General features: G+C 57.7%; 29 protein-coding genes. 15 read left to right on the top strand and 14 right to left on the bottom strand.

Annotated features, from left to right (window positions below; all coding sequences use genetic code 11):
• The first annotated feature begins 13 nt into the window (after positions 1 to 13).
• Positions 14 to 541, top strand: a complete 528-nt coding sequence (locus ACWB12_RS15195; RefSeq protein ID WP_479530940.1) for a DUF3859 domain-containing protein — start codon at positions 14 to 16, stop codon at positions 539 to 541.
• 26 nt (positions 542 to 567) lie between these two features.
• Here ACWB12_RS15195 and ACWB12_RS15190 read toward each other — a convergent pair whose 3' ends face one another.
• The 3 genes from ACWB12_RS15190 to ACWB12_RS15180 are packed head-to-tail and all read right to left on the bottom strand — an operon-like array spanning position 568 to position 3,856.
• Positions 568 to 2,346 (bottom strand): bifunctional molybdopterin-guanine dinucleotide biosynthesis adaptor protein MobB/molybdopterin molybdotransferase MoeA, encoded by a 1,779-nt coding sequence (locus ACWB12_RS15190; RefSeq protein ID WP_479530939.1) that lies wholly within the window; start codon positions 2,344 to 2,346, stop codon positions 568 to 570.
• A complete protein-coding gene (mobA, locus tag ACWB12_RS15185; protein ID WP_479530938.1) occupies positions 2,343 to 2,966 on the bottom strand; it encodes a molybdenum cofactor guanylyltransferase MobA in 624 nt (207 codons plus the stop codon). The genes ACWB12_RS15190 and mobA overlap by 4 nt, the downstream gene beginning before the upstream one ends.
• A complete protein-coding gene (locus ACWB12_RS15180; RefSeq protein WP_479530961.1) occupies positions 2,966 to 3,856 on the bottom strand; it encodes a formate dehydrogenase accessory sulfurtransferase FdhD in 891 nt (296 codons plus the stop codon). The genes mobA and ACWB12_RS15180 overlap by 1 nt, the downstream gene beginning before the upstream one ends.
• A gap of 52 nt (positions 3,857 to 3,908) precedes the next feature.
• On the opposite strand from ACWB12_RS15180, the gene ACWB12_RS15175 reads away from it, so the two are divergent.
• Positions 3,909 to 4,613, top strand: a complete 705-nt coding sequence (locus ACWB12_RS15175; protein ID WP_479530937.1) for an AzlC family ABC transporter permease — start codon at positions 3,909 to 3,911, stop codon at positions 4,611 to 4,613.
• Entirely contained in the window at positions 4,610 to 4,939 is a 330-nt protein-coding gene (locus ACWB12_RS15170) for an AzlD domain-containing protein (RefSeq protein ID WP_479530936.1), read from the top strand. The genes ACWB12_RS15175 and ACWB12_RS15170 overlap by 4 nt, the downstream gene beginning before the upstream one ends.
• A gap of 224 nt (positions 4,940 to 5,163) precedes the next feature.
• Here ACWB12_RS15170 and ACWB12_RS15165 read toward each other — a convergent pair whose 3' ends face one another.
• The 5 genes from ACWB12_RS15165 to ACWB12_RS15145 form a co-directional block, all read right to left on the bottom strand.
• Positions 5,164 to 5,769 carry a hypothetical protein gene (locus tag ACWB12_RS15165; RefSeq protein WP_479530935.1) on the bottom strand — a complete coding sequence of 202 codons (606 nt, stop codon included), beginning with the start codon at positions 5,767 to 5,769 and terminating at the stop codon, positions 5,164 to 5,166.
• Between the two features lie 44 nt (positions 5,770 to 5,813).
• Entirely contained in the window at positions 5,814 to 5,948 is a 135-nt protein-coding gene (locus ACWB12_RS15160) for an aa3-type cytochrome c oxidase subunit IV (protein WP_479530934.1), read from the bottom strand.
• An 84-nt stretch (positions 5,949 to 6,032) separates the two neighbouring features.
• A complete protein-coding gene (locus ACWB12_RS15155; protein ID WP_479530933.1) occupies positions 6,033 to 6,488 on the bottom strand; it encodes a hypothetical protein in 456 nt (151 codons plus the stop codon).
• 3 nt (positions 6,489 to 6,491) lie between these two features.
• Positions 6,492 to 7,535, bottom strand: coding sequence for an MBL fold metallo-hydrolase (locus ACWB12_RS15150; RefSeq protein ID WP_479530932.1), 1,044 nt, complete (start codon positions 7,533 to 7,535; stop codon positions 6,492 to 6,494).
• On the bottom strand, positions 7,535 to 9,253 hold the full coding sequence (locus ACWB12_RS15145) for an acyl-CoA dehydrogenase (protein ID WP_479530931.1): 1,719 nt from the start codon (positions 9,251 to 9,253) through the stop codon (positions 7,535 to 7,537). Before ACWB12_RS15145 ends, ACWB12_RS15150 begins: the two co-directional genes overlap by 1 nt.
• 116 nt (positions 9,254 to 9,369) lie before the next feature.
• On the opposite strand from ACWB12_RS15145, the gene ACWB12_RS15140 reads away from it, so the two are divergent.
• A complete protein-coding gene (locus ACWB12_RS15140) occupies positions 9,370 to 10,323 on the top strand; it encodes an L-threonylcarbamoyladenylate synthase (RefSeq protein WP_479530930.1) in 954 nt (317 codons plus the stop codon).
• Between the two features lie 64 nt (positions 10,324 to 10,387).
• On the opposite strand, the gene ACWB12_RS15135 is transcribed toward ACWB12_RS15140, so the two are convergent.
• Positions 10,388 to 10,960 carry a YqgE/AlgH family protein gene (locus tag ACWB12_RS15135; protein WP_479530929.1) on the bottom strand — a complete coding sequence of 191 codons (573 nt, stop codon included), beginning with the start codon at positions 10,958 to 10,960 and terminating at the stop codon, positions 10,388 to 10,390.
• Positions 10,961 to 11,073: 113 nt separating this feature from the next.
• Between ACWB12_RS15135 and ACWB12_RS15130 the strand changes: the two genes are divergently transcribed.
• Together ACWB12_RS15130 and ACWB12_RS15125 are read left to right on the top strand one after the other, a co-directional pair.
• A complete protein-coding gene (locus ACWB12_RS15130; RefSeq protein ID WP_479530928.1) occupies positions 11,074 to 11,886 on the top strand; it encodes a protein-disulfide reductase DsbD domain-containing protein in 813 nt (270 codons plus the stop codon).
• A 10-nt stretch (positions 11,887 to 11,896) separates the two neighbouring features.
• Positions 11,897 to 12,382 (top strand): GNAT family N-acetyltransferase, encoded by a 486-nt coding sequence (locus ACWB12_RS15125; RefSeq protein WP_479530927.1) that lies wholly within the window; start codon positions 11,897 to 11,899, stop codon positions 12,380 to 12,382.
• Positions 12,383 to 12,439: 57 nt separating this feature from the next.
• On the opposite strand, the gene ACWB12_RS15120 is transcribed toward ACWB12_RS15125, so the two are convergent.
• From ACWB12_RS15120 to ACWB12_RS15100, 5 genes are all read right to left on the bottom strand, one after another.
• Complete coding sequence (locus tag ACWB12_RS15120) at positions 12,440 to 15,838, bottom strand: efflux RND transporter permease subunit (RefSeq protein WP_479530926.1); 3,399 nt, start codon at positions 15,836 to 15,838, stop codon at positions 12,440 to 12,442.
• A gap of 3 nt (positions 15,839 to 15,841) precedes the next feature.
• Positions 15,842 to 17,296 (bottom strand): efflux RND transporter periplasmic adaptor subunit, encoded by a 1,455-nt coding sequence (locus ACWB12_RS15115; protein WP_479530925.1) that lies wholly within the window; start codon positions 17,294 to 17,296, stop codon positions 15,842 to 15,844.
• Between the two features lie 104 nt (positions 17,297 to 17,400).
• Positions 17,401 to 17,889 (bottom strand): hypothetical protein, encoded by a 489-nt coding sequence (locus ACWB12_RS15110; protein ID WP_479530924.1) that lies wholly within the window; start codon positions 17,887 to 17,889, stop codon positions 17,401 to 17,403.
• A 12-nt stretch (positions 17,890 to 17,901) separates the two neighbouring features.
• The gene (gene moaB, locus ACWB12_RS15105; RefSeq protein ID WP_479530923.1) at positions 17,902 to 18,438 is read right to left on the bottom strand and encodes a molybdenum cofactor biosynthesis protein B; all 537 of its coding nucleotides are present in this window, start codon (positions 18,436 to 18,438) and stop codon (positions 17,902 to 17,904) included.
• 322 nt (positions 18,439 to 18,760) lie between these two features.
• On the bottom strand, positions 18,761 to 19,540 hold the full coding sequence (locus ACWB12_RS15100) for a uracil-DNA glycosylase (RefSeq protein ID WP_479530922.1): 780 nt from the start codon (positions 19,538 to 19,540) through the stop codon (positions 18,761 to 18,763).
• A 90-nt stretch (positions 19,541 to 19,630) separates the two neighbouring features.
• On the opposite strand from ACWB12_RS15100, the gene ACWB12_RS15095 reads away from it, so the two are divergent.
• From ACWB12_RS15095 to ACWB12_RS15055, 9 genes are all read left to right on the top strand, one after another.
• Positions 19,631 to 20,599, top strand: coding sequence for an aspartate carbamoyltransferase catalytic subunit (locus ACWB12_RS15095; RefSeq protein ID WP_479530921.1), 969 nt, complete (start codon positions 19,631 to 19,633; stop codon positions 20,597 to 20,599).
• Positions 20,599 to 21,054 (top strand): hypothetical protein, encoded by a 456-nt coding sequence (locus ACWB12_RS15090; RefSeq protein WP_479530920.1) that lies wholly within the window; start codon positions 20,599 to 20,601, stop codon positions 21,052 to 21,054. The genes ACWB12_RS15095 and ACWB12_RS15090 overlap by 1 nt, the downstream gene beginning before the upstream one ends.
• Before the next feature lie 66 nt (positions 21,055 to 21,120).
• Positions 21,121 to 21,543: a hypothetical protein gene (locus ACWB12_RS15085; protein ID WP_479530919.1), complete on the top strand. Its 423-nt coding sequence runs from the start codon at positions 21,121 to 21,123 to the stop codon at positions 21,541 to 21,543.
• Positions 21,540 to 22,079: a hypothetical protein gene (locus tag ACWB12_RS15080; RefSeq protein ID WP_479530918.1), complete on the top strand. Its 540-nt coding sequence runs from the start codon at positions 21,540 to 21,542 to the stop codon at positions 22,077 to 22,079. The genes ACWB12_RS15085 and ACWB12_RS15080 overlap by 4 nt, the downstream gene beginning before the upstream one ends.
• Positions 22,076 to 22,600 (top strand): aspartate carbamoyltransferase catalytic subunit, encoded by a 525-nt coding sequence (locus ACWB12_RS15075; protein ID WP_479530917.1) that lies wholly within the window; start codon positions 22,076 to 22,078, stop codon positions 22,598 to 22,600. The genes ACWB12_RS15080 and ACWB12_RS15075 overlap by 4 nt, the downstream gene beginning before the upstream one ends.
• Positions 22,597 to 23,865: a dihydroorotase gene (pyrC, locus tag ACWB12_RS15070; RefSeq protein WP_479530916.1), complete on the top strand. Its 1,269-nt coding sequence runs from the start codon at positions 22,597 to 22,599 to the stop codon at positions 23,863 to 23,865. The genes ACWB12_RS15075 and pyrC overlap by 4 nt, the downstream gene beginning before the upstream one ends.
• Positions 23,865 to 24,482: a glycerol-3-phosphate 1-O-acyltransferase PlsY gene (gene plsY / locus ACWB12_RS15065; RefSeq protein WP_479530915.1), complete on the top strand. Its 618-nt coding sequence runs from the start codon at positions 23,865 to 23,867 to the stop codon at positions 24,480 to 24,482. The genes pyrC and plsY overlap by 1 nt, the downstream gene beginning before the upstream one ends.
• Positions 24,483 to 24,579: 97 nt before the next feature.
• Complete coding sequence (locus ACWB12_RS15060; RefSeq protein WP_479530914.1) at positions 24,580 to 25,617, top strand: fatty acid desaturase; 1,038 nt, start codon at positions 24,580 to 24,582, stop codon at positions 25,615 to 25,617.
• Positions 25,618 to 25,746: 129 nt separating this feature from the next.
• A partial coding sequence (locus ACWB12_RS15055) for an FGGY family carbohydrate kinase (protein ID WP_479530913.1) occupies positions 25,747 to 26,364 on the top strand: 618 nt, incomplete at its 3' end.

Raw genomic sequence — 26,364 nt, 5'->3', positions numbered from 1 at the left:
GCGGGGTATTGCCGTGTTAGTCGTCTTGGGTTTTGCCGGAACTGCATCCTTTGCCCAAGCCGATATATACAGCAATGACGCCCTAATCACCGGACTTGAATATGGGATAATCTGTAACGTAAAAACCGTAGGGTCCGAACCAGCGCCCGATACGGATCGCGGGTCAATTGGCCTTATCGAGTCAACTGGGTTTTCAACCCATAGCACAATCGTGCCAGCACAGTTGGGTTTGTCCTTTGGGGTGAAATCCAACGCAATTGGCGGCAACCCGATTTACGAGGCACTGATCAGCGTAACGCATCCACCCTACAAGGATAGCGGCACAACCGATGAAAGCTGGGTAAGCACGGTTTACACTGATGGGGCTTCCGCACAGATGTTTACCTTTGATTTCCCGGCCGAGCTGCTCATTGGGAAATGGACACTATCGGCACAAAAAGGCGACCAAATATTATATCGCGTCACTTTTGACGTTGTCAGCCCCGCGAGCGCGCCGGCCTACCTGAGAAATCTGTGCAAGGGTGAAGCTCTGTCCAGTTGATGATGCAGGTGATCGCGCGGACCACCTTAAATTCCAAGACTGCCATAGGGTATGAACCGCACCGGATCATCCTCGTTAATCTCCATCGCATCGTCTCCCAGTTCAACCAGACCATCCGCCCAGGACATCCCCGATATCCGGCCAGAGCCTTCGGATTTATACACTTCAACCCGCCCGTCATCCGCCATCTTGGCCCGCAAATATTCCCGCCGTCCGGCTTTCTTTCTTTTGGTGAATGCTGCAGGCACCATAAACCCTTGCGGCTTGACCCAGCCCGCACCTGATAGAGCGGATAACGACGGGCGCACAAAAATCGCAGCGCAAACAAACGCCGCCACAGGGTTGCCCGGCAACCCGAACACCGGCACACCTTGCCACATCCCCAGCGCCAGTGGCCTGCCGGGTTTCAGCGCAATCCGCCACGCCTCAAGCGCGCCTTCTTCCTTCAGCAACGCCGAAACGTGGTCCTCGTCGCCTGCCGATGCGCCGCCCGATGTCAGGATCACATCAACCTTGCCCACCGCATCGTTCAGGCAGGTTTTCAGCAACTTACGATCATCCATCACATGGCCAAGGTCCACCGCCTCGCAGTGCCAACGCGCCGCCAGTGACAGCAGCATCGGACGGTTCGCGTCATAGGTCTTGCGCGGCGCGGATTTGCCGCCGTCCGCCGCGATAATCTCGTCACCCGTTGATAAAACTCCGACCCGCAAGCGTTTACGCACCGTAATTTCCGCAACTCCCAATCCGGTCAGCAGCGCCAAGTCGGGGCTTCGCAGCTTCCGGCCCGCCGTCAACGCCAACTGCCCCGCTTCCACATCCTCGCCAGCCCTGCGTACATTCGCGCCCGCCTTGACCGGCCCCTGAAACGCCACATGCCCGTCGCTTCGGTTGATGTCTTCTTGCATCACCACCGTGTCCACGCCTTCGGGCACCAATGCGCCCGTCAGAATACGGATCGCGTGGCCCTTTGGCACGATGCCGGAATACGGCTCGCCCGCGGCCGCACGGCCATCGACCAATGGCAATACATAAGGGCCGGACCCGATTGTATCATAGGCAAAGCCGTAGCCATCCATCGCCGAATTGGCGCCAGGCGGGTTGGACCGCAACGCCACCTGATCCCGCGATAAAACGCGCCCGTCAGCAGCCGGAACGGCAATGGTTTCTTCCCCAACAACCACACTTAACCGTCCCTCAAGATGCGCCAATGCGTCATCCACCGGCATCCAGTTCACCCCGTCGGGCAGCGCAAAACAATCGTCGCGCATCACCGGCGGGGTTAGGTCGGGAACAGCCGTTTCAGCCACCACCAACCCGACCTCTTGCAAAATGAAATCCGCAATCGCCACAGTGTCATCCAGATCAAACACCGGCACAGATAAGCCTTTGGGCCCATTGTCGCTCGCCACCGCCCGAACTGTCTCGTCCTCCAGTGCAATCAATGGCTGTCCGGTGGACGCACGGTTGGCCTCGATCTTCATGTGGCCATCGCGTTTGTAGCCCTCAATCAGCACCAGATCATTGGGCGATAGATGCTCCAGCAACTGCTCCAGCGACGGCTCGTCCTCGTTTTGCAATTCGTGCATCAATGCCCAGCGCTGGCGCGACGCCAACAAAACCTCGCCTGCCCCCGCCGCGCGGTGGCGGTAGCTGTCTTTGCCTTTATGGTCCACATCAAAACTGTGATGCGCATGCTTCAGCGTCGCCACGGAGAACCCGCGCGAGGTGATCTCGCTCACCAGCCGTTCCACCAATCCGGTCTTGCCCGAATTTTTCCAGCCCGTCACACCAAATATTTTCATTCCGATTCCCCAGAAATCAATGCTTCGGCTATCTTCATATCCTCTGGCGTATTGACGTTAAAGAACGGATCAAACCCCTCCGCCTGAAAGGGCGCAAGTGCCGCACCGTGACTGTCTGTCCATTGCACGATTTTGCGCACACCCCCTTGCAGGGCGCTGCGCAAATCTTCGCGCAATGCAACGGGCCACAACCCGAACGTCGGCTGGCGCAACATGCCGCGCGTCGGGTGCGGGGAGGCAGCCAGCGCTATCGCAACGTCTGCGTCTTCAGCGGCCAGAAACAAACGCGGCACCAGATCGGCGGGGAAAAACGGCGTGTCGGCGGCGGCTGTCACGATATGGTCCGCCCCCTGCCCCGCGGCCCAGTCCAGCCCGGCCAAAACCCCCGCCAAAGGCCCGGCGAACCCGTCAATACTGTCGGGCACCACCGGCAGGTCAAAGCTGTTAAACCGCGCCGCATCACCATTGGCATTGATCGCCAATCCGGCCACTTGCGGCTCCAGCCGTTCAATCACCCGCGCCATCAGGCTTTGGCCATCCAGCACCAACAACCCCTTGTCACCGCCGCCCATCCGCGTCGCCAGCCCGCCGGCCAAAATCACACCCAAAGGAGCCCGCATCACTGATCCGCCCCCTTGCGCCGATGCTTGCTGGCCTCATCCGCCACAGCCGCAGGGTCCGCATCCCGAACCAACCGCTCGCCACCCGACAAACACTGGAACCGCCGCCCCCGCATCCGCCCAATCAGCGTCAGCCCAACCTGATTGGCAATCTCGACACCCCACGCAGTGAACCCCGACCGCGACGCCAGAACCGGTATCCCCATCATCGCGGTTTTGATCACCATCTCGCTGGTCAACCGCCCCGTGGTATACAAAATCTTGTCAGCGCCCATGACGCCCTCGGACAGCATCCAGCCCGCCACTTTATCGACCGCATTATGCCGCCCCACGTCCTCCATATAGACCAGCGGGCGGTCACGTTCGCACAGCACCGTGCCATGCAGCGCACCGGCGGTCAGATACAGGCTCGGCGTGCGGTTGATCTTGTCTGCCAACGCATAGAGCCACGAGGTGCGCAATTCGGCCTTCGGCAGCTTCACCCCTGCAAGCCCTTCCATCATATCGCCAAATACCGTGCCAACAGCACACCCCGACGTTCTGGTCTTGCGGGCCAGCTTATCCTCATAATCGGTCTCGATTGCGGTGCGCACCACCACGGTCTCGGTTTCCTCGTCAAAATCAACGCCGGTAAGATCCTCACCATCAACCAACATCCCCTGATTACGTAAAAATCCCAGCGCCAGATATTCGGGGTAGTCACCAATCGTCATCGCTGTAACGATCTCGCGCTTGTTCAGGAAGATCGTTAGCGGGCGTTCTTCGATCACCGCAATGCTCTGCGCATCGCCCAAATGATCCACCGCCACCACCTCGCGCGTCAGTCGTGCAGCACTTGGATCAGGCGCAATCAGATAGTCCGACAGATGATCATTGGTTGCCATTTGCATATCCTCTAGAAACGCCCTAAGGCCAAATGAGAGATTAGCGAACGGGAAGAAAATGACCACCACAAAACGCGCCCTGATGCATGGCATCCGTGACGGCCTGCCCTTTATCGTGGTGGTGGCCCCATTTGCGATGCTGTTTGGCGTTGTCGCAACCGAGGCCGGTCTGAGCAACGCGCAGACGATCTTCTTCAGCTTTACGGTGATCGCAGGGGCTGCACAGTTTGCTGCCGTGCAACTGATGGCCGAAAATGCACCTGTGTTGATTGTTGTGACAACGGCGCTAGCGGTGAACCTGCGGATGGCAATGTATTCGGCTTCAATCGCACCCTACTTGCGCGGTGTGCCGTTCTGGAAACGCGCCGCCATGTCGTATCTGCTGGTCGATCAAAGCTATGCGATAGGGCTGGCAAAATACGAAACCGAACCAGACATGACCCCACCCGCCCGCGTGGCGTATTTTGTGGGCACAATGGTTCTGAACATGCCGCTCTGGTATGGTGGCACATTGGTCGGAGCACTGGTCGGATCACGCATTCCGCCGGAATATGCGCTGGATTTCGCGGTGCCTATTACCTTTTTGGCGCTGGTCGGGCCAATGCTGAAAACCGCCGCCCATGTGATGGCAGCGTTCACGTCAGTCGCACTGGCCCTGATGCTTGCGTTTGTCCCCTATAATCTAGGGCTGATGATTGCAGCAGTGGTGGCTATGATGGTCGGCGCACAGGTCGAACTGATGGTGGAAAGGCGCAAGGTATGAGTTATTCCAACGCCGAAATCTGGATAACTATCGCGCTGGTGGCGCTTGGCACCTATCTGATCCGGTTTTCATTCATCGGCCTGATCGGGGATCGCGAATTGCCGCCGTGGGTGTTGCGCCATCTGCGATATACTCCTGTGGCCGTTCTGCCAGGGTTGGTCGCCCCACTGGTGCTGTGGCCTGACGCGACCGGCGGTGCGCTGGATGCGCCACGCCTGATAGCGGCGGCAGTGACCGTGCTGCTGGGGATGATGTTCAAGAACATGATGCTCGCCATTCTTGGCGGTGCGGCGACGTTGTTTGTGATGCTGATGCTGATGGGTTGAGGCTCTCATGAGAGCCCGCCCATATGTTTCATATCGAAGCCCTTGTGACCCAACCGGAGCTTCGCATTTTTTTAAGTATTTGCACGCAGGTAAAGGCCTCGTAACTACGTTAAATCATTAACATTATTACCTTACCCGTTATTTCCGCTATTCCGGAATAGTAGTTCTATTAATCTGGCTTTATTATGCCCCCGAAAGCATACAAAAACGGTAGTTTTGCGACCTCAATACCGGTTTTGTTGCTGTGCCAACAATAAACCGGAATTGTCATCAGCATCATCATCGTAAACCGTGTGCTCCACCACTCCCGGGATCTGGCTGAATTGCTTCATGGCGTTTTTAGGAAAGAACGTGGTTTTAATCCCTTCGAACCCCGGCAAAGTTTGTAAAACCGATGTAATGCTCTGGGTGCAATAGCCCTTTGGTGCTGCCCCATGAGCCTGCACCGCGCGAATGGCGGCTTCGGCCACTTCGGGTGATACGTTGACCGTTTGCATCACCGTGCGATATGTCTCGCGGGTGTGGTAATCAATGTAATAACTCAGAACCCGCGGGGTGATGCCGTAATGCACGTCATTGCGCTCGGGAATGCTCGGGCTCCACCATGTGCCGGCCGGATCGAACAGAATGCGTTGCGATCCATTGATCATCAGACCCGCATGCGCCCCGGCATTCGAACGGTTGGATAGCACCGTGAACAGGGTTATCGAAGTCGGCCCGTTATGGCGATACACCGCCCGCTGCACATCTTCGTCAGGGGCCCATTTTGGTTCAGCCCCACACGCTGCCAAAAAAATAGGCAGCATAAACACCAGCAATAATTTGCGCATTCTTCGCCCCGTTATCCGAAAAAATTCAGCACCCCTGCCAGGGTTTATCCGTTCACCAGCCCTAGCAAAAACAAAAAGACCAATGCCCCCAGCATGCCGTAACCGGCAAACTTCAAAAACCCGTTGAATGTCTTTTCCTGCTCTGCGGTCTCCATCGACCCGTGATCAAATTCAGCCATCTTGCGTATCCTTTTTATATTCGCACACTTCAATTAGACGATTTCACCTGATCTGTCACGATCATATGAAACACAATTTTTGTTTCAATCCGCTTCCAGATCAGCCACCAGCCGAAACCCGATCCTTTTTGCGTCAACAGTTTCACTTTCTTTCGGGATCGCCCGCAACATAACACTCAACTGCGTCACATGCTGGATCAGTTGCGTTTTGGTCCCGTCCCCGTCCGTGCCGTAAAACGTCACGATGTCAGGGTCGAAAAGCCCCTCGATGCGCAGCACGCCTGCGTCCCCGCCAACAAACCCCACAGCAATCTCGTGCTCGTTGTCCAGCTGCTCCTCAAAGTTCTGGATGTAAATCACCAACCGCTCATAGGCCCATTCTGCCGGGCTTTTTTCATCAATAGGCGTATCTGAAAGGCTCTCGGGCAGCGGTTTGTTCTCGACGGTATTTGCGGCGTCCGGATCAGCATGGACCGCATGCGCCCTTGGCTCAACGCATGGCTTTTTAGCTTTGGCTTTCGCCTTTGGTTTCTTCGCCACTGTCTAGCCTTTCAACGCCCAAATCCATGCACCATCCGCGCGACGGGTCCGCGTGACCTGCCCCAATGCATACATATGATTAAGGTGTGCCATCGCCTCGACCAAAGCAAGGCCGTAAACATCCTCGCCGATTTTACGCTTGAACAGCGGCGCAAAACAATCCGAGGCCACCCGTGGTGTTTCCAGATGTTTCGCCAGCCGTTTTAGCGCTCCGTGGTGGTTATCAACCAGCTGACGCATCCGCGTTGGCAGCCCGATAAACGGCAATTTATGGCCACCCAGAACCAATTGATCCTCCCGTGCATACGGCGCCAACCGTTCACAAGCCTCCAGCCATTCTGCCACAGGGTCCGCTTCGGGTTCCGTCGCATAAACCCCGATATTGGGCGAGATCGACGGCAACAACTGATCGCCCCCCAGCACCAGATTGTCATCCCTGCTCCAGAACGTCGCGTGTTCGGGCGCGTGGCCGTTGCCCATATGCACGTCCCAGTCGCGCCCACCAATGCGGATCACATCATCCTGTTTGATCCGTTTGAACCCCAGCGGCATCGGCGCCACCATATCGGCAAAGTTGAACGGTCGCTCACCCTTGCGTTTGTCATAAATCGCAGCGTCCATCCCGCCGGAACGCCAAAATGCCAACGTTTCATCCGTTGGCAAATCCTGCACATCCAGCATCAACATCCGCGAGAACAGCCACGCCGTGCGGGTGGTCCACAACTCGGCCCCGTACTCGGTCTGGAACCAGCCCGCCAATCCAACATGATCAGGGTGGTGATGGGTCACAATCACCCGTGTCACCGGCTTGCCCGCCATCGGCCCCGCCAACAGCTTGCCCCAAATCGCCTTGCTGCGACGCGACGCAAAACCGGTGTCTATCACCGTCCACCCGTCCCCGTCATCCAGCGCAAATATGTTCACGTGATCCAGCGCCATCGGCAGCGGCAGGCGCATCCACAACACGCCCTCGGCCACCTCGATTGCCTCGCCCTCGGCAGGCGGCACCTCATACGGATAACGGATTTTAGAAACAGGTTGATCCATCACGCCGATAGATCATCAACCGAGATCGCATACAACCCCTCGGCCCCCGCCTTGGCATGGATCAACAGCGCGGCATGCTCAGGCAACAGACGGGAGATATAGAACCGCGCCAATTGGCTGCGCGGCCCCTTGCCCCCCTCGGCCATCGCCGATTTCAGATGGTAATGCGCCCCCAGAACCCGTGCAAACGCCCGCAAATATGGCACAGCGCCCGCAAACCGTTCGTTCAGGTCATCCTGCGAAACCAGCCACTCGGTCGCCTCGCGCAATGTCTCTGCCGCATCCCAAACCTCGCCCGCCATCCGTGGAAAATCGCCGCGCACCGCCTCGGCATTGCCTTCAATCTCGTCCAGCAAACGCCACGCCACATCGCCGCCATCCATCATCTTGCGCGCCACAAGGTCCATCGCCTGAATGCCGTTGGTGCCCTCATATATCTCGGTCACCCGCACGTCGCGCAGGTATTGCGCCGCGCCTGTTTCCTCAATGTAGCCCATGCCGCCGTGCACTTGCAGCCCCATCGCCGCCACCAGTGATCCGGTGTCAGTGCCATACGCCTTGGCAATTGGCGTAAGGAACGCGGCCCGTGCCCGCCAATCGGCATCCTCCAGCGCATTGCCCATATCAATCGCCACACCACAAGCCAGCGAAATGGCGCGGGCCGCGTGTATTTCGGCCTTCATCGTCAGCAACATCCGGCGCACATCCGCATGATCCACAATTGCACCCGTGCCCCCTTCAACCGGCGTGCGCCCCTGCTTGCGTTCCGTCGCATAGGCCAGCGCATGCTGAAATGCGCCTTCGGCCGCCCCCAACCCCTGAACCGCCACACCCAAACGCGCGTTGTTCATCATGGTGAACATGGTTTTCATACCGGCGTGTTCCTCGCCCACCAGCCATCCGGTCGCCCCGTCAAACTGCATCACCGCCGTCGGGCTGGCGTGCAGCCCCATCTTGTGCTCCAGCGACACCACCTTCAGGCTGTTGGCCACGCCCAAATTGCCATCCGCATCGGGGATCAGTTTTGGCACCATGAACAGACTAATGCCCTTGGTCCCCGCCACCCCGTCCGGCAGGCGCGCCAGCACCAGATGACAGGTGTTTTCAATAAAATCTGTATCGGCCCAGCTGATGAATATCTTGGTGCCGGTGACGGCATAGGTGCCATCGCCATTGGGCACGGCTTTACTGCGCAACGCCCCCACATCACTGCCCGCATTGGGTTCGGTCAGGTTCATCGTGCCATGCCACTCACCACTCACCAGCTTTGGCAAATACAACGCCTTTAGCGCGTCACTCGCATGATGCTCCAACGCCTCGATCTGGCCTTGCGACATCAGCGGATTCAACTGCAGCGCCAGACAGGCCCCCGCCATCATTTCGTTCACCGCCGTGGTCATCGCCACCGGCAGCCCCATACCGCCGCTGTCAACCGACGCCGACATACCGATCCAGCCGCCCTCGGCAATGGCGCGGTATCCAGCATCAAATCCAGGTGTGCAACGCACCTTGCCGTTTTCCAGAACCGCAGGATGCAAATCCCCTTCGCGCTGCAACGGCGCCAAAACCTCGCTACTCACCCGCCCCGCCTCGATCAGGATCGCCTCCACCATATCCGGTGTGGCCTCGGCAAACCGGTCTGTGCCAGCCACCTGATCCAGCCCGACCACATGATCAAACAGGAATTGAAAGTCCGAAATAGGGGCACGGTAAGGCATAGGATTGATCCTTTTAACAGGCGGCTTGGAATTAGTGCGCAGCTTGGATATGTCACGCATACCTTGGGTAGCCTAAACAATGCAGCCCGTCCATCAACAGAAACGCAGCGTCAGACGTGGAAAATGTAACAACCCAAATGCTGGATGCCAAGGATACAGGCACCAATCGCGCCGCTGAAATTCTGCGCGACGGCGGGCTTGTCGCGTTTCCAACTGAAACAGTCTACGGCCTTGGTGCCGACGCCCGTAATGGCCGCGCCGTTGCCCGTATTTTCGAGGCCAAGGGTCGCCCCGCCTTCAACCCACTGATTGTGCATGTCGCGACCTTAGAGATGGCCGAGCAGATTGCTGTGTTCAACGAGGCCGCGCAGCGCCTTGCGTCCGCCTTTTGGCCCGGCCCGCTAACGCTGGTCCTACCCCTTCGCCCTGACGCTGGCCTGTCGCCGCTTGTCACCGCAGGCCTACCCACCATCGGCATCCGCTTGCCCGCACACCCCGTCGCGCAACATTTACTCACCGCGTTCAATGGCCCTATCGCCGCCCCATCGGCCAATCCGTCAGGTAAAATCAGCCCGACCACGGCGGCCCATGTCGCAGCTGGCCTGTCTGGCCGCATAGATGCAATCCTTGATGCTGGCGCTTGCGATGTCGGCCTTGAAAGCACCATCATCGGCTTTGATCCTGTGCCAACTCTGCTGCGCTCTGGCGGCTTGCCGCAGGAGGTAATCGAGACCTGCCTCGCGCCCACCCTCGCCAGCCACACAACAACCGAGGTCCCAACCGCCCCCGGCCAACTCACCTCGCATTACGCCCCGGCAGCACCCCTACGACTGAACGCCAAAACCAAACGCGCGGGTGAACTCAAACTCGGCTTTGGACCAGACGACACCGCTGACCTGAACCTCTCTCCCTCCGGTGATCTGATCGAGGCCGCCGCCAACCTGTTCCACCACCTACATGAACTGGACGCCAAAACCGCGACCGCAATCGCCGTCGCCCCGGTCCCGAACACCGGCCTCGGCATCGCTATCAACGACCGCCTAACGCGCGCCGCCGCCCCCCGCCCCTAAGAACCGACCTTCCTCTTCTTCTTTACCTAAATACCTGCCGAGCGCAGCGCATAGAACCGCTGTTCTACGCCCGCCCCGAAGTCGCCGACAACATCAGCGCATCAACGCCCAACAACTTCAGCGCCGCCGTCCACTTCTCCGCATCCGGCACATCAAACACCACGTCCGCTGTCGCATCACAGGTTAACCAGCCGTTTTGCTGGATTTCGCTTTCCAACTGCCCAGCCCCCCAACCGGAATATCCCAGCGCCAACAACACCTGTTTTGGACCATCCCCATGGGCAATATCCGTCAAAATATCCCGCGTGGCAGTCATGCCGAACCGCTCATCCACCTGCAGGGTCATGTCTTCCAGAGCATAATCTGCGGAATGCAGCACAAACCCGCGGCCAATCTCAACCGGCCCGCCGAAATAAATCCGTGTGTCAGCCCCCCCCACCGCTTCAATTTCCAGCTGCTTTAACAACTCCGTAAACGTTACCTCCGGCGTTGGCTTGTTAATAATCAGCCCCATCGCCCCGTCATCCGAATGGGCACACATATAAACCACGCTTTTATCAAAGCGCGGATCCCCCATTCCGGGCATGGCAATCAACAGCTTGCCGCATAGATTAACGTTTCCGTCTGGCATTTCCATACCTCCAGAATGGGGCCGCAGCCCAACATGTGCAAGACCCGCAAATCACCGCACCCCGTTTCAATCGCTCAAATGTGACTTCCCTTGGCCGAATTCATGCCTATGTTCCCTTTATGATCAAACGAATCCTCATTCTCTGCCTTTTTCTAGTCAGCCCGCTCGCCGCCAATGCCCAATCCGGCGCGGCGGTGCCGGACAACGTGATGGAGCTGTCAGTGCTGCAAGGCTGGCGCACCACAAAAGGCACACCCATGGCCGCGCTGCGCATCCAGTTGCAACCGGGCTGGAAAACCTATTGGCGCGCGCCAGGCGATGGCGGTATTCCACCACAATTCGACTGGTCCGGCTCAAAAAACATCCGCTCTGTGCAATTCCACTGGCCTCGCCCCAAAGTCGCCTACATCAACGGTCTGCGTAGCATCGGCTACTCAAACGAGGTGATCATCCCGATCGAATTTTCTCCCCGCAAGGCAGGCCAACCGCTGGCCCTGAAAGGCCGCGTCGATCTGGGCGTGTGCAATGACATCTGCATCCCCGTCAGCATGACATTCTCCGCCACTTTGCCCGCAGGCAACACCAAACCCGACCCGATGATCCGCGCGGCGCTAAAAAAGACCCCGATGTCGGCCAAAACGGCAGGCGTCAGCACCGTCACCTGCGCGATTGACCCCATTTCCGACGGGCTGCGCGTGACAACCACGATCAATATGCCCTCGACCGGCACAGATGAAATCACTGTGATCGAAGCGCCTGACCAATCGATCTGGGTGGCCGAGGCAACAACCAAACGCAACGGCAACACCCTAACGGCCACCACCGAAATGGTGCCACCGTCCAATGCACCGTTTATGCTGGATCGCTCGAAGATACGGATCACAGTGATCGGGTCTAACCGAGCCGTCGATATTCTGGGCTGCACTGGGTAAACAATGTATAATGACGAGTAAGCCAAAACGTGAAATCACGTTCGCCCGTTTACCAGAAATTGCGCTCGCGGAAATCACGGCACATATGTCTGACCCACGTGTGGCCGTGCACATGCCACTCCTCACATCCCAGTGGGACCATGCGACCGTCACCAATTTCATAGCCGCCAAAGAAGATTGTTGGCGCCGCGATGGCCTTGGGCATTGGGCGACCCTGTGTAACAACACCTATGTCGGATGGGGTGGGTTTCAGAAAGAAGGCAATGAGTGGGACTATGGATTGGTGCTGAGGCCAGAGCACTTTGGTCTGGGTGCGTGTATCTCTAAGAAAGCGATAGAGTTTGCCAACAAGGATGACCGAATTCCTTATGTAACCTTCCTTTTGCCTCCCTCGCGCAAGAACCTTGGCGCACTCAAAAGGCTTGGGGCCAAGTTCGTCACAGAAATTGAATGCGATGGGGAACGGTTTCTGAAGTATCGCCTAGAAACTGAATGACCACTTCGTCTACTAGATGGCACTAACCACTTTTTCCAGCAGACCCATCACCCAAAATCACTCCGCCCGCTTGCGCACCCCAAACGCCAGCGCGCCGCCAACATAAGCCACCAGCGCCAGCACCGCCGACCCCGCGACGAACAGCATAAACGCCGCCGACATCATCCTCGGGCTATCACTGGCGATAGACAGAACATTGCGCACCACATCCGGCATAGCACCTTGCACCAGAACCGCGCCCAGCGTTGCAGCAAACAGTACCGCAATGCCCAGCGCCACAACCGCAGTTGTCATCCACACCATCCCCCCGCGCCGCCCTGCATGCATCGCACGGCGCAACGCTTGGAATTGACGCCGGAAATCCTGCTGCATCGCCAATAACGCGGGCACCAGCAGCAACACCAGTATCAACCCGAATCCCAAACCGTAAACCAGCGTAATCACCGTCGGTTTCAAAAACTGCGCTTGGCTTGACTTTTCAAACAACAGCGGTGCCAGCCCCAGAACCGTGGTCAATGTGGTCAGCATCACCGGGCGCAACCGGTCCGCCGCCCCGTCAATAATCGCCGGAATTAACCCGCGCTCGCGGGCATATTCATCGACTGTAGTGATCAAAACAATTGAATCATTGATGATAATCCCAGTCATCCCGATCATCCCGACAACGGTGAACATCGACAGCGGCACATCCCACGCCATATGCCCGTAAATCGTGCCAACCAAACCAAACGGGATGATCGCCATCACCACAATTGGTCGCGTCCAACTGGAAAAAATCCATGCCAGCGTCAAGAATATCCCGATCAGGCACAACCCGAACCCGACCATCGCATCCGACAGAAATTCGTTTTCCTGCTCGGCCAACCCCGCCATGATCGATTCCACCCTGTAACGACTCTCGATTTCAGGCAGGATCACCTCGCGGATCTCCTTCATGATCTCGGCGGCTCGCGCGGGGTCATCCTCGGATATATCCCCCGTGACCGACACCAGCCTGATCCCGTTTTCCCGATGCACCGTCGAAAACCCCGACTTGCTAGCAACCGACACAATATCGGTTAGCGGCACATATTGCCCCGTCATGGTGCGCAGTTGCGTGCGTTCCAGAAAATCCGCCGCCTGCTCGCTGTCGGGCAATTCCACCCGAATGGCCGCTGATCGCGCGCCGTCAGGATAGGTCGCCGCCTCGATCCCGTTCAAACGGTTACGCAACACGCGGCCTAGCCCGTCAATGGTAAAGCCCAGCGCCTGACCTTGCGGCGTCAATTCCAGTATCAGCTCGGCCTTGTCATAGGTCAGACTGTCCTCAACCCCCGACACTTCGCCAAATTGCGCCACCGCCGTCTTCAACGCCTCGGCAGCCGCCTTCAGAGTCGCGGCATCCGCGCCGTAAAATTCGACATCCATCGCATCCCCGCCCGGCCCTGACCGCCAGCCGCGAAAGCTGACAATTTCGGCCAGCGGATGCTGGCGCACGCTGTCTTGCAAATCACCCACAAACTGGAACGATGAATAGGGGCGCAGATCAGGGTCAATCAGTTCAATCGCGATTGAGCCCAGCAACATCTTGTCTTTGTTGCGCGCACTAGACAATCCGTGGCCGGTATTGCCACCCACCTCGGCCACCACATAATCAATCGGGTTCAGCCCGTATTCGGCCTCGTATTCCAGCGCCAATGCTTCGGTCGCCCGTTGCATTTCGCGCATCATTTCCATCGTGTCGCCACGCGCCGCACCTTCGCTCATGGCAAAATTTCCTGTGACGCTTGATCGCTCAGGCGCATTGAAAAATCGCCACGGAACGTCGCCGCGCAAAAAATGCCCGACCTGCCCCGCAAGGATCAGAATGATCCCCGCCATCACCGGATAGCGCGCCCAAATCACCAGCGCCATCAAGCGTCGGAAAACCACATCGCGAAACCATCCGAACCCGCGATTTACAAAGCGGCTGGGCCAGTCATACCAGTGTTCCTTGTTGGAATGGGCCAGGGCATGGCTCATGTGGTTTGGCAGGATCAGGAAACATTCAACCAGCGAAGCGATCAGCACCGCAACCACGGTGAACGGGATGTCAGCGATCAAATCACCCATTCGCCCGCCAACCACGATCAGACTAAAGAACGCAATCACCGTGGTGATGGTGGCCGCCAGCACCGGCATTGCCATCCGGCGGGCGGCATTTTCCGCAGCCTCGACCGGCCCTTCGCCCAGCTCGCGGGCGCGAAAATCCGCGTGTTCCCCGACCACAATCGCATCATCCACCACAATGCCCAGCGTAATGATCAGCGCGAACAGCGAGATCATGTTGATCGTCAGTCCCGCCGCATACATCATCGCAATTGCCGCCAGCATCGCCACCGGAATACCCGCGGCCACCCAGAATGCCGTGCGGGCGTTCAGGAACAGGAACAGCAGCATCACCACCATCCCCAGCCCCAGCAGCCCGTTTTCCAGCAGGATGTTCAAGCGCGCCGAGATCATTTCGGCACGGGTGCGGATCAGGTCAACTTTGACGTCGGGCGGCAGAGTCAGCAGCATCGCATCCGCCACTTTTTCCACCTTCGCCTGAATGTCGATGGCGTCGCCACGGGCAGACCGGTCCACACGCACAGAAATCGCTGGGTTACTGCCGACGAAATAGGCGCGGTCGCGGTCCATTCCTTCGACCCGTACCGCTGCCACATCCCCAACCGTCAGCGATGATCCATCAGCGTTGCTGCGCAACACAATCGCCGCGATCTGGTCCGCCGACCGCTTGGCCACGCCTGTGCGCACTCGCGCATTGGCGCCGGCCACATCCCCTGCAGGATCGGCGGCAGCTTCTTCGGCTATCGCCTTGGATATATCGGTCATGGTGACGTCGTGTTTGATCAATGCCATTGACGTGACTTCGACCACCGTTTCAGGCGCCGCAACACCGCGTATACTGGCACGGGTCACACCCTGCGCAAACAGGCGGGTGACAAATTCGTCAGCAAACCGGCCCAACTGGCCCACAGCCACGGGACCGGTGATCACCACATCGGTCACCCGATCCCGCCACGCGCCACGGCGCACTTTGGGGTCTTCGGCCTGCTCCGGCAACGTGGTCACGGCATCCACCGCGCCCTGCACCTCGTCAGCGGCCCGCGCCATATCCCAGTCCGGCTCAAAGTCCAGCGTGATTATCGCCACACCTTCGCGCGACGTGGTGTTTGATCCCTCGACCCCTTCAACCGACAGCAGAACAGGCTCCAGCACCTGCACAATCGCCGCGTCCACATCCTCGGCACCGGCCCCCTGCCAGGCCACACTGACGGTGACGTTATCAATCACCACATCGGGGAAAAACTGTGCCCGCATCTTTGGCAACGCGGCCAGACCGAACGCCAGCAACACCACTAACAACAAATTTGCCGCTGTGCTGTGACGGGTGAAATAGGACAGCATACCTTTGGAGGCACCCGACAAAGCCATCCCCTAGCCCCCCATCCGTGACTCAATGCGTTTCACCGTGCGGGCGGGCACTTTATCCTTGGCCAATTGCGCCAAAACCCGCGCCTTGGCCTCTTTGGGCATATTCTGGTTCGCCTCAATGAACGCTATCAGCTTGGCGCGGCGCTCGTCCGTCAGCTCCAGCAACTCTGGCGCGTCCATCACTGTGTCATCAGGCCGGATCGGGCGCACCTTAATGCCTGTTCCCAACAGCGGCGAACGCTCGGCAATTACCTCGCGCCCCTCAATCGCAACACCGCGCACAATCACATCGTCACCCTGCTTGCGCAGCACCTCAACCGCCACCTGTTCCAGCCGGTCCTCTTCCCCCATCAACAGCACAGTGCCAGCCGCATCCACCGCCGATGCGGGCAACACGATCACGGCCTGTAAAACTGGCTCCTTGATCTTTACCGTTACAAAATCACCTGGCCGAAATCCCCGCGCAACCTCAAGCGTGGCAAACAGCAAACGCCCCGTCAGCCCCTCGCCCACGGCCGCACTTTCACGGGTGATCCGGCCCTGCGCCACCATGCCCACACCGAACACATCCAGCACCACATCGACCGGCGCCTTGATCAACGCCCCATCCGCATCCAACAGGCGGGCATATTGACTGGTCGACACCCGGAACGACACCTCGAGCGCCTCTGTGTCAATCAGTTGCGCAAGGCGTTCATTCATCGACACCACCCCGCCTTTGACAGCCGTAACACCGCTAAGGGTGCCATCAAATGCTGCGGTTATTTCGGTATCCACCACACGCCGTTGCGCTTCGGAATAATTCACCTTTTGCCGCCCCAGACGCGTTGCCGACTGGGTCACACGCGCCTTGGCCTGTTGCAGGGCCTGACGGCGCGACAACACCACCTGACCCGCCGCAGATTCCGCCAGCGCCGCGGCTTCAACCGCCGCATCCGTTCCCACCCCGCGTGTGCGCAGGTCTTTTTGCCGCGTCAGGGCTTGCTGGCGCAACAGGGCTTGATCTTGTGCTGCCTCCACTTCGGAAAGGGCCAAATCCAGTGCGCTGGCCGCTTCCTCAACTTCGGCACGGGCTTCTGACAGATCGGCCAACGCCCGCTCTAGCGCAGATTGTGCATCTTGGCGGTCTGTCCGCACCAGCACCATACCCGCCTTCACCTTGCCACCCTCGACAAAGCCATCAGCCAGCATCACGATTGTTCCGGCCGCTGTGGTGCGCACGTCCAGCACCCGCTGGCTGCGCACCTCGCCAAATGCGGTCATTTCGGGCACGACATCCGCAATCTTCGCCACCAACACATTCACCGCAAACACCCGCTCGTTGCGGGGGCGCTGCGCGGGTTCCTTGGCCCACCGGTCCTTTAATGCCGAATAAACCGTGCTACCTGCCATCGCCAAAATGCCCACCGTCAAAGACAGCAGGAACAAACCAACAAGGCTGCGCCGTAAAAATCGCATAAGCCGGACCTTTTGAGAACGTGACTAGACTGAATATAGGACGCCTAACCTACAGTTACCACAGGTCAATACAGCACAAACTGTTTACTTAGGGTCAGGGCCCCCTAATTCACCTGCGACAGATATACGCCAAGCCCGCCATCAGGTCGCCGGAACGTGACCACCCAGACCACCCCCAACAGCTGTCCGTTCAAAATATCGGCCTTAAGCGCATCAGTCTCGCGCGCCGACATGTAACAGTCCGTATAATACTTTGCGTTTGCCAGTTGGCTGCGTCGCTTCAGGGTTGTGTAATACACGTCGACTTCGTCGTGAAAGTCACCATACTGATCGACCACGCCGCTTTTATGAACATTTGCGCGGTCCTGTTGTAATACCGCAGCAAAACTGGTTAGGCGGATACCCTTTGAATTGGTCAAATCCCGCGCCGCAATCGCTGCGGTATAGGCACCAACCAACTGCGCCTGATACGCGACACCGCCGTCCACCACACGCACCTTTTCGTCGACATCCTCGACACAATCAGCGGCCATAGCAGCACTGGCGGTAAAGCCGCACAGCACAACACCCGTTTTGAAGAATTTACGGATCATATCATAGTCTCCTTATTTGCGCCGCTTATGCTCATCCAGCCGCGGGAAAATCTCGACGAAATTGCACGGACCGTGGCGGTAATCCAGTTGCACCGACAGGATTTCATCCCACGCATCCTTGCACGCCCCGGGGCTGCCGGGCAGGGCAAACAGATAGGTGCCATCGGCCACGCCACCGCAAGCCCGCGATTGCACCGCCGACATACCAATCTTTGGAAACGAGATCATGGTAAACAGCGTAGCAAACGCATCCATTTCCTTCTCGTAAACATCGCGGTGCGCCTCGACCGTCACATCGCGCCCCGTAAGGCCAGTGCCGCCAGTGGAAATCACCACGTCGATGTCCTTATCCGCGCACCACATGCGCAACTGGTCGGCGATCTGGTCGCGCTCATCCCGCAGGATCATCCGGTCCGCCACGATATGGCCCGCGCCTTTGATGCGGTCGACAAGGGTTTTGCCGGACTTATCGTCCTCGATCTTGCGAGTGTCCGAAACCGTCAACACGGCAATACGGACAGGGATAAATTCTTTTTCAGGTTTTAACATATGGTCCTCTTATATCTATCCAACCCGCTTATCGCTCTAGCGAAGAAAGCCATGGGGCTTGATGAGCGGCGTAACTCTAAAACCACATACCTGATATGGCCAACCCCTGTCATGTCCTACATCAAGAAACCGCGCATATGCCCGCTAAAGTTAACAAACCCCACCGCGCGCTGCCTTAACGGGGGGAAGCCCGCAAATTCAGCATATGGAATTCATATGCGATTCATATGGTTTTCATATTCCGCAAATCGCCGGATTGCCCTTGTTTACCTTTGATTCGCGTGTCTTTGGCAGAAACACGCCCCGACATCCGCTCATCCCGTTAACCCAATCGCGCCTTCAGGTTCAGCAAATCCGCCCAAGCCTCGCGTTTGGCATGTGGCGAGCGCAGCAGATAGGCCGGATGAAACATCGGCAACGCAGGCCGTCCCAGCACCTCTTCCCAGTTACCGCGCATCCGCGTAATCCCCTTGCGCCCCAGCATCGCCAGACAGGAAATATTGCCCATCAGCACGATCACATCAGGCGCGACCAGCTCAATATGCCGCTCCACAAACGGACGTAGCATGGCGATCTCATCGGGCAACGGATCACGGTTCTGCGGCGGTCGCCACGGCAGGATATTGGTGATGTAAACACTGGCCGCAGGGTCCGGCCCCGCGCGCCCCAGATCAATCGCTGCCAGCATCCGGTCCAGCAGCATTCCAGCCCGCCCGACAAAGGGTTTGCCCTCGCGGTCCTCGTCCCGCCCGGGCGCTTCGCCAATGATCATAACACGGGCCGCAGGGTTGCCATCGGCAAACACCAGATTACGCGCCCCGCGCTTTAATTCGCACAGCTCGAACGCTGTCAATGCGGCCTTAAGCCCAGCCAGATCAGCCGCCCCTGCCGCCGCCGCTTTGGCCACCACCACCGCATCAACCTCGACCATCGGAATGGGCGCGACAGCAGGCTTGGCTTTGGCCGCCACTTTTGGCTTGGGCGTCTCCGCCACCAGCTCATACCGATCAACCGGCGCATCCCCGATCGCCTCGTCCGCACCCAGTTCAACCTGCCACTCCAGCGCGGCCTTGGCGTCATAATATTGTTCAGCAGAATCCATAGGGCCAAGCTATGCCCGATCCGGCTTAAGGTAAATGCCTTGCCGCACAGCCGCAGCTTTTCTATAAGCAGGAAAATAAGGACAGCTGCCATGACTTTCACTGCGACGTTCAACGCAAGACATCTGCTAGGCATCGAGCACCTAACCCCCGATGAAATAACTATAATTCTGGATTTGGCCGACCAATACGTCGATCTAAACAGACGGCAAGTGAAGCATTCCGACGCGCTGGCAGGCCTGACCCAGATCAATATGTTTTTTGAAAACTCGACCCGCACGCAGGCCAGTTTCGAGATTGCAGGCAAACGGTTGGGCGCGGATGTGATGAACATGGCGATGCAGGCGTCCAGCATCAAAAAGGGCGAAACCTTGATTGATACCGCCCTGACCCTGAACGCTATGCACCCCGATCTGCTGGTGGTGCGCCACCCGCATTCTGGTGCCGTGGACTTGCTGGCGCAAAAGGTGAATTGCGCGGTGCTGAACGCGGGTGACGGCACCCACGAGCATCCGACCCAAGCGCTGCTGGATGCGCTGACAATCCGCCGCGCCAAGGGCCGTCTGCACCGCCTGAGCATCGCCATTTGCGGCGACATCGCGCATAGCCGAGTGGCCCGCTCCAACATCCTGTTGCTGGGCAAAATGGAGAACCGCATCCGCCTGATCGGCCCACCCACGTTGATGCCTTCGGGCATCGAGGACTTCGGTGTCGAGGTGTTCGACGACATGCGCGAGGGGCTAAAAGACGTTGATGTGGTGATGATGCTGCGCCTGCAAAAGGAACGCATGGATGGCGGCTTTATCCCGTCCTCGCGCGAATATTATCACCGCTTTGGTCTGGACCCTGAAAAGCTGTCCCACGCAAAACCCGACGCCATCGTCATGCACCCCGGCCCGATGAACCGCGGCGTCGAGATTGACGGCACTTTGGCCGACGACATCAACCGCTCGGTCATTCAGGAACAGGTCGAAATGGGCGTCGCCGTGCGGATGGCCGCGATGGATTTACTGGCGCGTAATTTGCGCTCAGGAGCTGGGCCAAAAGGGGTAATGGTATAATGAATACGAAAGAGCTTTATGACCAGTTTTGGCAAGGCTTCATCCAATTGCCAGACTGGCCCGATTCAACAATTGGATCGCCAGAGAAAGCAGTTCATGCTGCGTCAAGCAAGGTAAAGAATTACTACGACTTTGACCGCGACCTTGGGAGTGGATTCAGACCAACAGCTTGTATTACAAAGCAAAAAAATCACGTTCGGGCCGAGCTTTCCACACAGAAGTCTGGGCGTTATATTGTTGAAAAATTAAAAGCCAACCATCCCAACTTTGGCCACCCCATTGAGCCGTACGTCAACTATCATGTAAACGAAAATGACGCAAAAATTGAACTGGCTTGGCCGAATGCAGATGTGGAATACCAAACGCTTTGGCCTGTTCATTACCGGTGGATTCGAATTTCCCTCCAACTTCTTGTATCGATTTACGGCACTGTTATAGCAAGCGAGAGCCGATGAAAAAATCTCATTGCCACCTCATCCAAGCAACCAAGCGCCGGTGCTTTCCAAAACAGGAGAGCGTCTATGTCTGACACCCCGTTTGAGAACGAACACCTGATCCAGTCAATCACCGCCAGCCGTGCCGCCTATAATCGTGAGCATATGCTGTTGTTTTTCATCGGCGCGGCCCTGATGTATGGTGTGCTGTGGGCCGTCGGAAATCCGTTCCCGTGGACCGGTATTGTCGGGGCGGTTTTCGCCATTTTCATCCGCTGGATTTACGTTGCAAGCGAGGCGATGGACGTGGTCTGGACCCTGACCGACAAACGCCTGACCGGTCCCTCGGAACGCTCAATCCCATTGACCAGTATCAAACACGTACGCACCCTGTTTTCCGCCGTTCAGGTCATCACCCACACCGGCGACAAATACATGCTGAAATATCTGGCCGACCCGGAAGCGATGGTCGAGACGATCCTCAACGCACGCGATCAGGGGATGGCATGAGCGATACGCCCACAGAGGCCCCCATAGGCTGGGAAGACATATTCGAGCCGGGTGAAGTGCTGTTGTGGCAGGGCCGCCCCGATACCGCAATCGTCTGGCAAAAGCGCCATATCCTGCCCGTGGTGCTGGGGCTAAGCGTCGCCTGCATTGGGATCATCTGGATTTTCCTCACCCCGCTCGGCAATGGCTATACCATCATCATGGGGCTGGTTTTGCTGCTGCTCGCTGCTTTTTTAGCCATCGCTCCGTCTGTCATGGCCTCGATGGTGCGCAAGGCGTCGTGGTATTCCCTGAGCAACAAGCGCGCTTTTATTGCCATGCATCGTGAGCAGGTTGGCCGCAAGTTAACCGCCTATGTGATCGAGCCTGACTTTGATATAAAGTTCGACGGCAAAGACCCCGCCAGCATCATGTTTGCCATTGAAATCCGCCAGCCTGGCAATGCATCTTATTTGACGAAAATCAGCTTTGACCGGATCAGCGACGGGCAACATGTGTATGATCTGATGCGCGGCATTCAGGAGGGTAAAGCATGAGCATCCCATCCGGCTGGGAAGGCATACTGGATAAAGACGAAGACATCCGCTGGCAGGGTCGGCCCGACGGCGCGGTGGTCTGGAAACCCTCGAACTTTATCACCATCCTGTTTGGGCTGGCATTCTCCGGATTTGCATTGTTCTGGATGATCATGGCCGCATCAGCGGGCGGCGGGTTCTGGATGTTCGGTCTGATCCACTTTTTCGTCGGCATCGGTATTGGCATTGGTCCGATATTCTGGAGCGCCCACAGACGGCGCAACACATGGTATACCCTGACCGATAAACGCGCCATCATTACCACGAACTTGCCGATGCGGGGCCGCAAGTTGAAATCCTATCCGATCACCAAAGACACAGTGCTGGGCATTGACTCATTTGATCCGGCCAGCATCACCTTTGCAACCGAGCACCACCGCCGCAAGAACGGCTCCTACGAGGTAAAGATCGGGTTCGAGCGTATCGCGGATGGCAAACAGGTTTACACACTTATGCGCGACATCCAGAAAGAGGCAGCATGACAATCACCTTCACCAACGCCCGTCTGATCGACCCTGAAAATGGCACCGACGACATCGGAAGCCTGACGGTCGAGGATGGCATCATCGCCGGCATCAATACCAATCCCAAGGGCGATGTGATTGATTGTGGCGGAAAATGCCTTGCCCCAGGAATTGTCGACATCGGCGTCAAGGTTTGCGAACCGGGCGAGCGGCACAAGGAAAGTTACCGCACCGCAGGGTTAGCCGCCGCCGCTGGGGGCGTGACCACCGTTGTCACCCGTCCCGACACATCCCCCGCCATCGACAGCCCCGAGGTGCTGGAATTCGTCGCACGCCGTGCTCGCGAAACGGCAGCTGTGAAAATGCTGCCGATGGCCGCTCTGACCAAAGGGCGCGACGGGCGCGAGATGGTCGAGATTGGATTCTTGAGCGATGCAGGTGCCGTTGCCTTTACCGATTGTGACCGCGTGGTGGAAAACACCAAGGTGTTCGCCCGTTGCCTGACCTACGCCAACAGCCTTGGCGCGTTGGTCATTGCGCACCCCCAAGACCCCGTGATGTCCAAAGGGGCCGCCGTGACCTCGGGCAATTTTGCCTCGCTGCGCGGCTTGCCCGCCGTGTCACCAATGGCCGAACGGCTGGGGCTGGAGCGCGATCTGGCCTTGGTTGAAATGACCAATGCCCGCTATCACGCCGACAACCTGTCCACCGCCACTGCCCTGCCCGCGCTAGAACGCGCCAAAGCGGCGGGTCTGGATGTGACGGCGGGCGCGTCGATCCATCATCTGACGCTGAACGAATTGGACGTGGGCAACTACCGCACCTTCTTTAAGGTCAAACCGCCCCTGCGATCCGAGGACGACCGCATGGCGTTGGTGGCGGCGGTCGCCAGCGGGTTGATCGACATTATTTCGTCGATGCACACCCCGCAAGACGAGGAAAGCAAGCGCTTGCCTTATCAAGAGGCGGCATCCGGTGCGGTGGCGCTGGAAACCCTGCTGCCCGCCGCAATGCGCCTGTTTCATTCTGGCGACATGGACTTGCCGACCCTTTGGCGGGCTTTGTCGCTGAACCCGTCCAAACGGTTGGGGCTGGATACAGGTCGCCTGACCAAAGGTGCCCCTGCCGATCTGGTTTTGTTTGATCCGGACGCGCCCTTTGTGATGGATCGTTTCGCACTACAGTCAAAATCCAAAAATACCCCCTTTGATGAACAACGAATGCAGGGCAAGGTGTTGGCAACCTACGTCAACGGGGTGCAAGTTTTCAAAAGGGGATCATAATGCCTGATATCACCAGTACCACCCAAATGCTCGCGCTTGCAGCGATTGCCGGATACCTGCTCGGGTCAATCCCGTTTGGCATGGTGATTGCCCGTGTCATGGGGTTGGGGAACTTGCGCGAAATCGGGTCGGGCAACATCGGCGCCACCAATGTGCTGCGCACCGGCAACAAAACCGCCGCGGCGCTCACCGTGCTGCTTGATGCGGGCAAAGGCGCTGCTGCATTGCTATTGGCCCGCGCCCTGATCGGTGAAGATGCAGCACAAATCGCTGGTCTCGCGGCATTTCTGGGCCATCTGTTCCCGATCTGGCTGCGGTTTCGCGGCGGCAAAGGGGTGGCGACGTTTCTGGGTATCTTGCTGGCACTATACTGGCCACTGGGGCTGGCGGCCTGCGCCACATGGCTATTCTCCGCCTTAACAATGCGGATGTCTTCGCTGGCGGGGCTGATGGCTGCGGGGTTATCGCCAATGTGGACACTTATGCTGGGTCAGGGCCAGACATTGCTATTAGGTGCCATCCTGACCATCCTGATTTACATTCGCCATGCGGCCAACATTAAACGGATCAAAGCAGGAACCGAGCCAAAGATAGGGCGCAAAAACAGCGCACCCTAGGGCAAGTTGTCCTGTTTCCCAATATTATACTTGTTAATCCCGTGATTACGTCTATCCATTATGAAAAAAATGTACTGGGTAACGACAGGCGAAATGAATGAATAACAATACTCAGCCCTCCGGGGCGCTAATCGAGCCGGAAACCACACGCGAATGGGTCCGCCATTTGGCAAAATACCGTGATCCGAAACTGTTCCGCAGCCTGCTTGAACTGGCCGCGACCGCAGTGCCTTTCGTCGCACTTTGGGCGCTGGCGTGGTGGTCTCTGTCGATCAGTTACTGGCTGACATTCGCAATTTCCCTGGCGAACGGGGTTTTTGTGGTGCGGCTGTTTATCATCCAGCATGATTGTGGCCACTCATCCTACTTCAAAAACCGCACGTCGGGCGACTGGGTTGGCCGCGTGTTGGGCATTTTTACCGTCACACCCTATGACGTCTGGAAACGGGCGCATGGTATTCACCATTCGACATCCGGCAACCTGGACCGGCGCGAATTGGGTGATATTGATACGATCACAGTTGAAGAATATCAGGCTCTGTCACGGATGGGCCGCTTCAAATACCGCTTTTACCGTAACCCGTTCATCCTGTTTTTGATTGGGCCAACCTATATTTTCCTACTAACCAACCGCGTACCGATGGGCATGATGAAGGCCGGCGCGAAATACTGGATCAGTGCCCTTGGCACCAACGCCGGTATCGTGGCCATCCTTGCGATCATCGTTTACTTTGGTGGATGGATGCCGCTGCTGCTGATCTTCCTGCCCAGCACTATCATGGGGGCGACCATCGGCGTTTGGCTGTTCTATGTTCAGCACCAGTTCGAGGCCACTTATTGGGACCGTGACGAAGACTGGGATCTGCATACCGCCGCCCTGCACGGCTCCTCGCATTATGTATTGCCCGAGCCGCTGCAATGGCTGACCGGAAATATCGGTATCCACCATGTGCATCACATCTATGCGCGCATTCCTTTTTATCGTCTAAAAGAAGTGCTGCGTGATTTTCCCGTTCTAAAAGACGCCCAGCGCCTGACAATCCGCGAAAGCCTGTCTTGTGTTGGCCTGCAACTGTGGGACGAGAAACGCCGCGAGCTGATGTCTTATCGACGGATGAAAGAGATTTACGGATAGGGTTTAAGCCCCCAACCCAGCAATTATAAAAAGGCGCACATTTAACCGTGCGCCTTTTTTGCATTCCTCCGCTGGGGGCTTGTGCTGTGCCCCGTTTCACATGACACTACTGCAAACACGGGGGACGACATGACATATGTAATGGCCATAGACCAAGGCACGACATCATCGCGGGCGATCCTGTTTGATGCTACCATGCGTGTGGCGACTAGTGCCCAAGAAGAATTCGCGCAGCATTTTCCGCAATCGGGGTGGGTTGAACATAATCCCGAGGATTTGTGGCAAACCGTGATCCGCACGGCACAAACGGCGATGACGCAGGCGGGTGCGGCAGCGGGTGACATTGCCGCGATTGGCATCACCAATCAGCGCGAAACCACGATCATCTGGGACAAGGCGACGGGCCAGCCGATCCATAACGCGATTGTCTGGCAGGACCGCCGCACATCCGGCATTTGTGATGCGTTAAAGGATGCAGGGCACGAGGATATGATCACCCACAAAACCGGCCTGCTGCTGGACCCGTATTTTTCCGGCACCAAGGTAAAATGGGTACTGGACAACGTTAAGGGCGCGCGGGCGCGGGCCGAGGCGGGTGACCTTATGTTCGGCACTGTGGATTGCTACCTGATCTGGCGGCTGACAGGCGGGGCGGTGCATGCCACAGACGCCACCAACGCCGCCCGAACCTTGATGTATAACATCCGCGACGGGCACTGGGACGACGAAATCTGCGCCTTGCTGGAC

Source organism: Profundibacter sp. (assembly GCF_056498605.1).
This window is presented reverse-complemented; position numbering and strand designations above follow the sequence as displayed.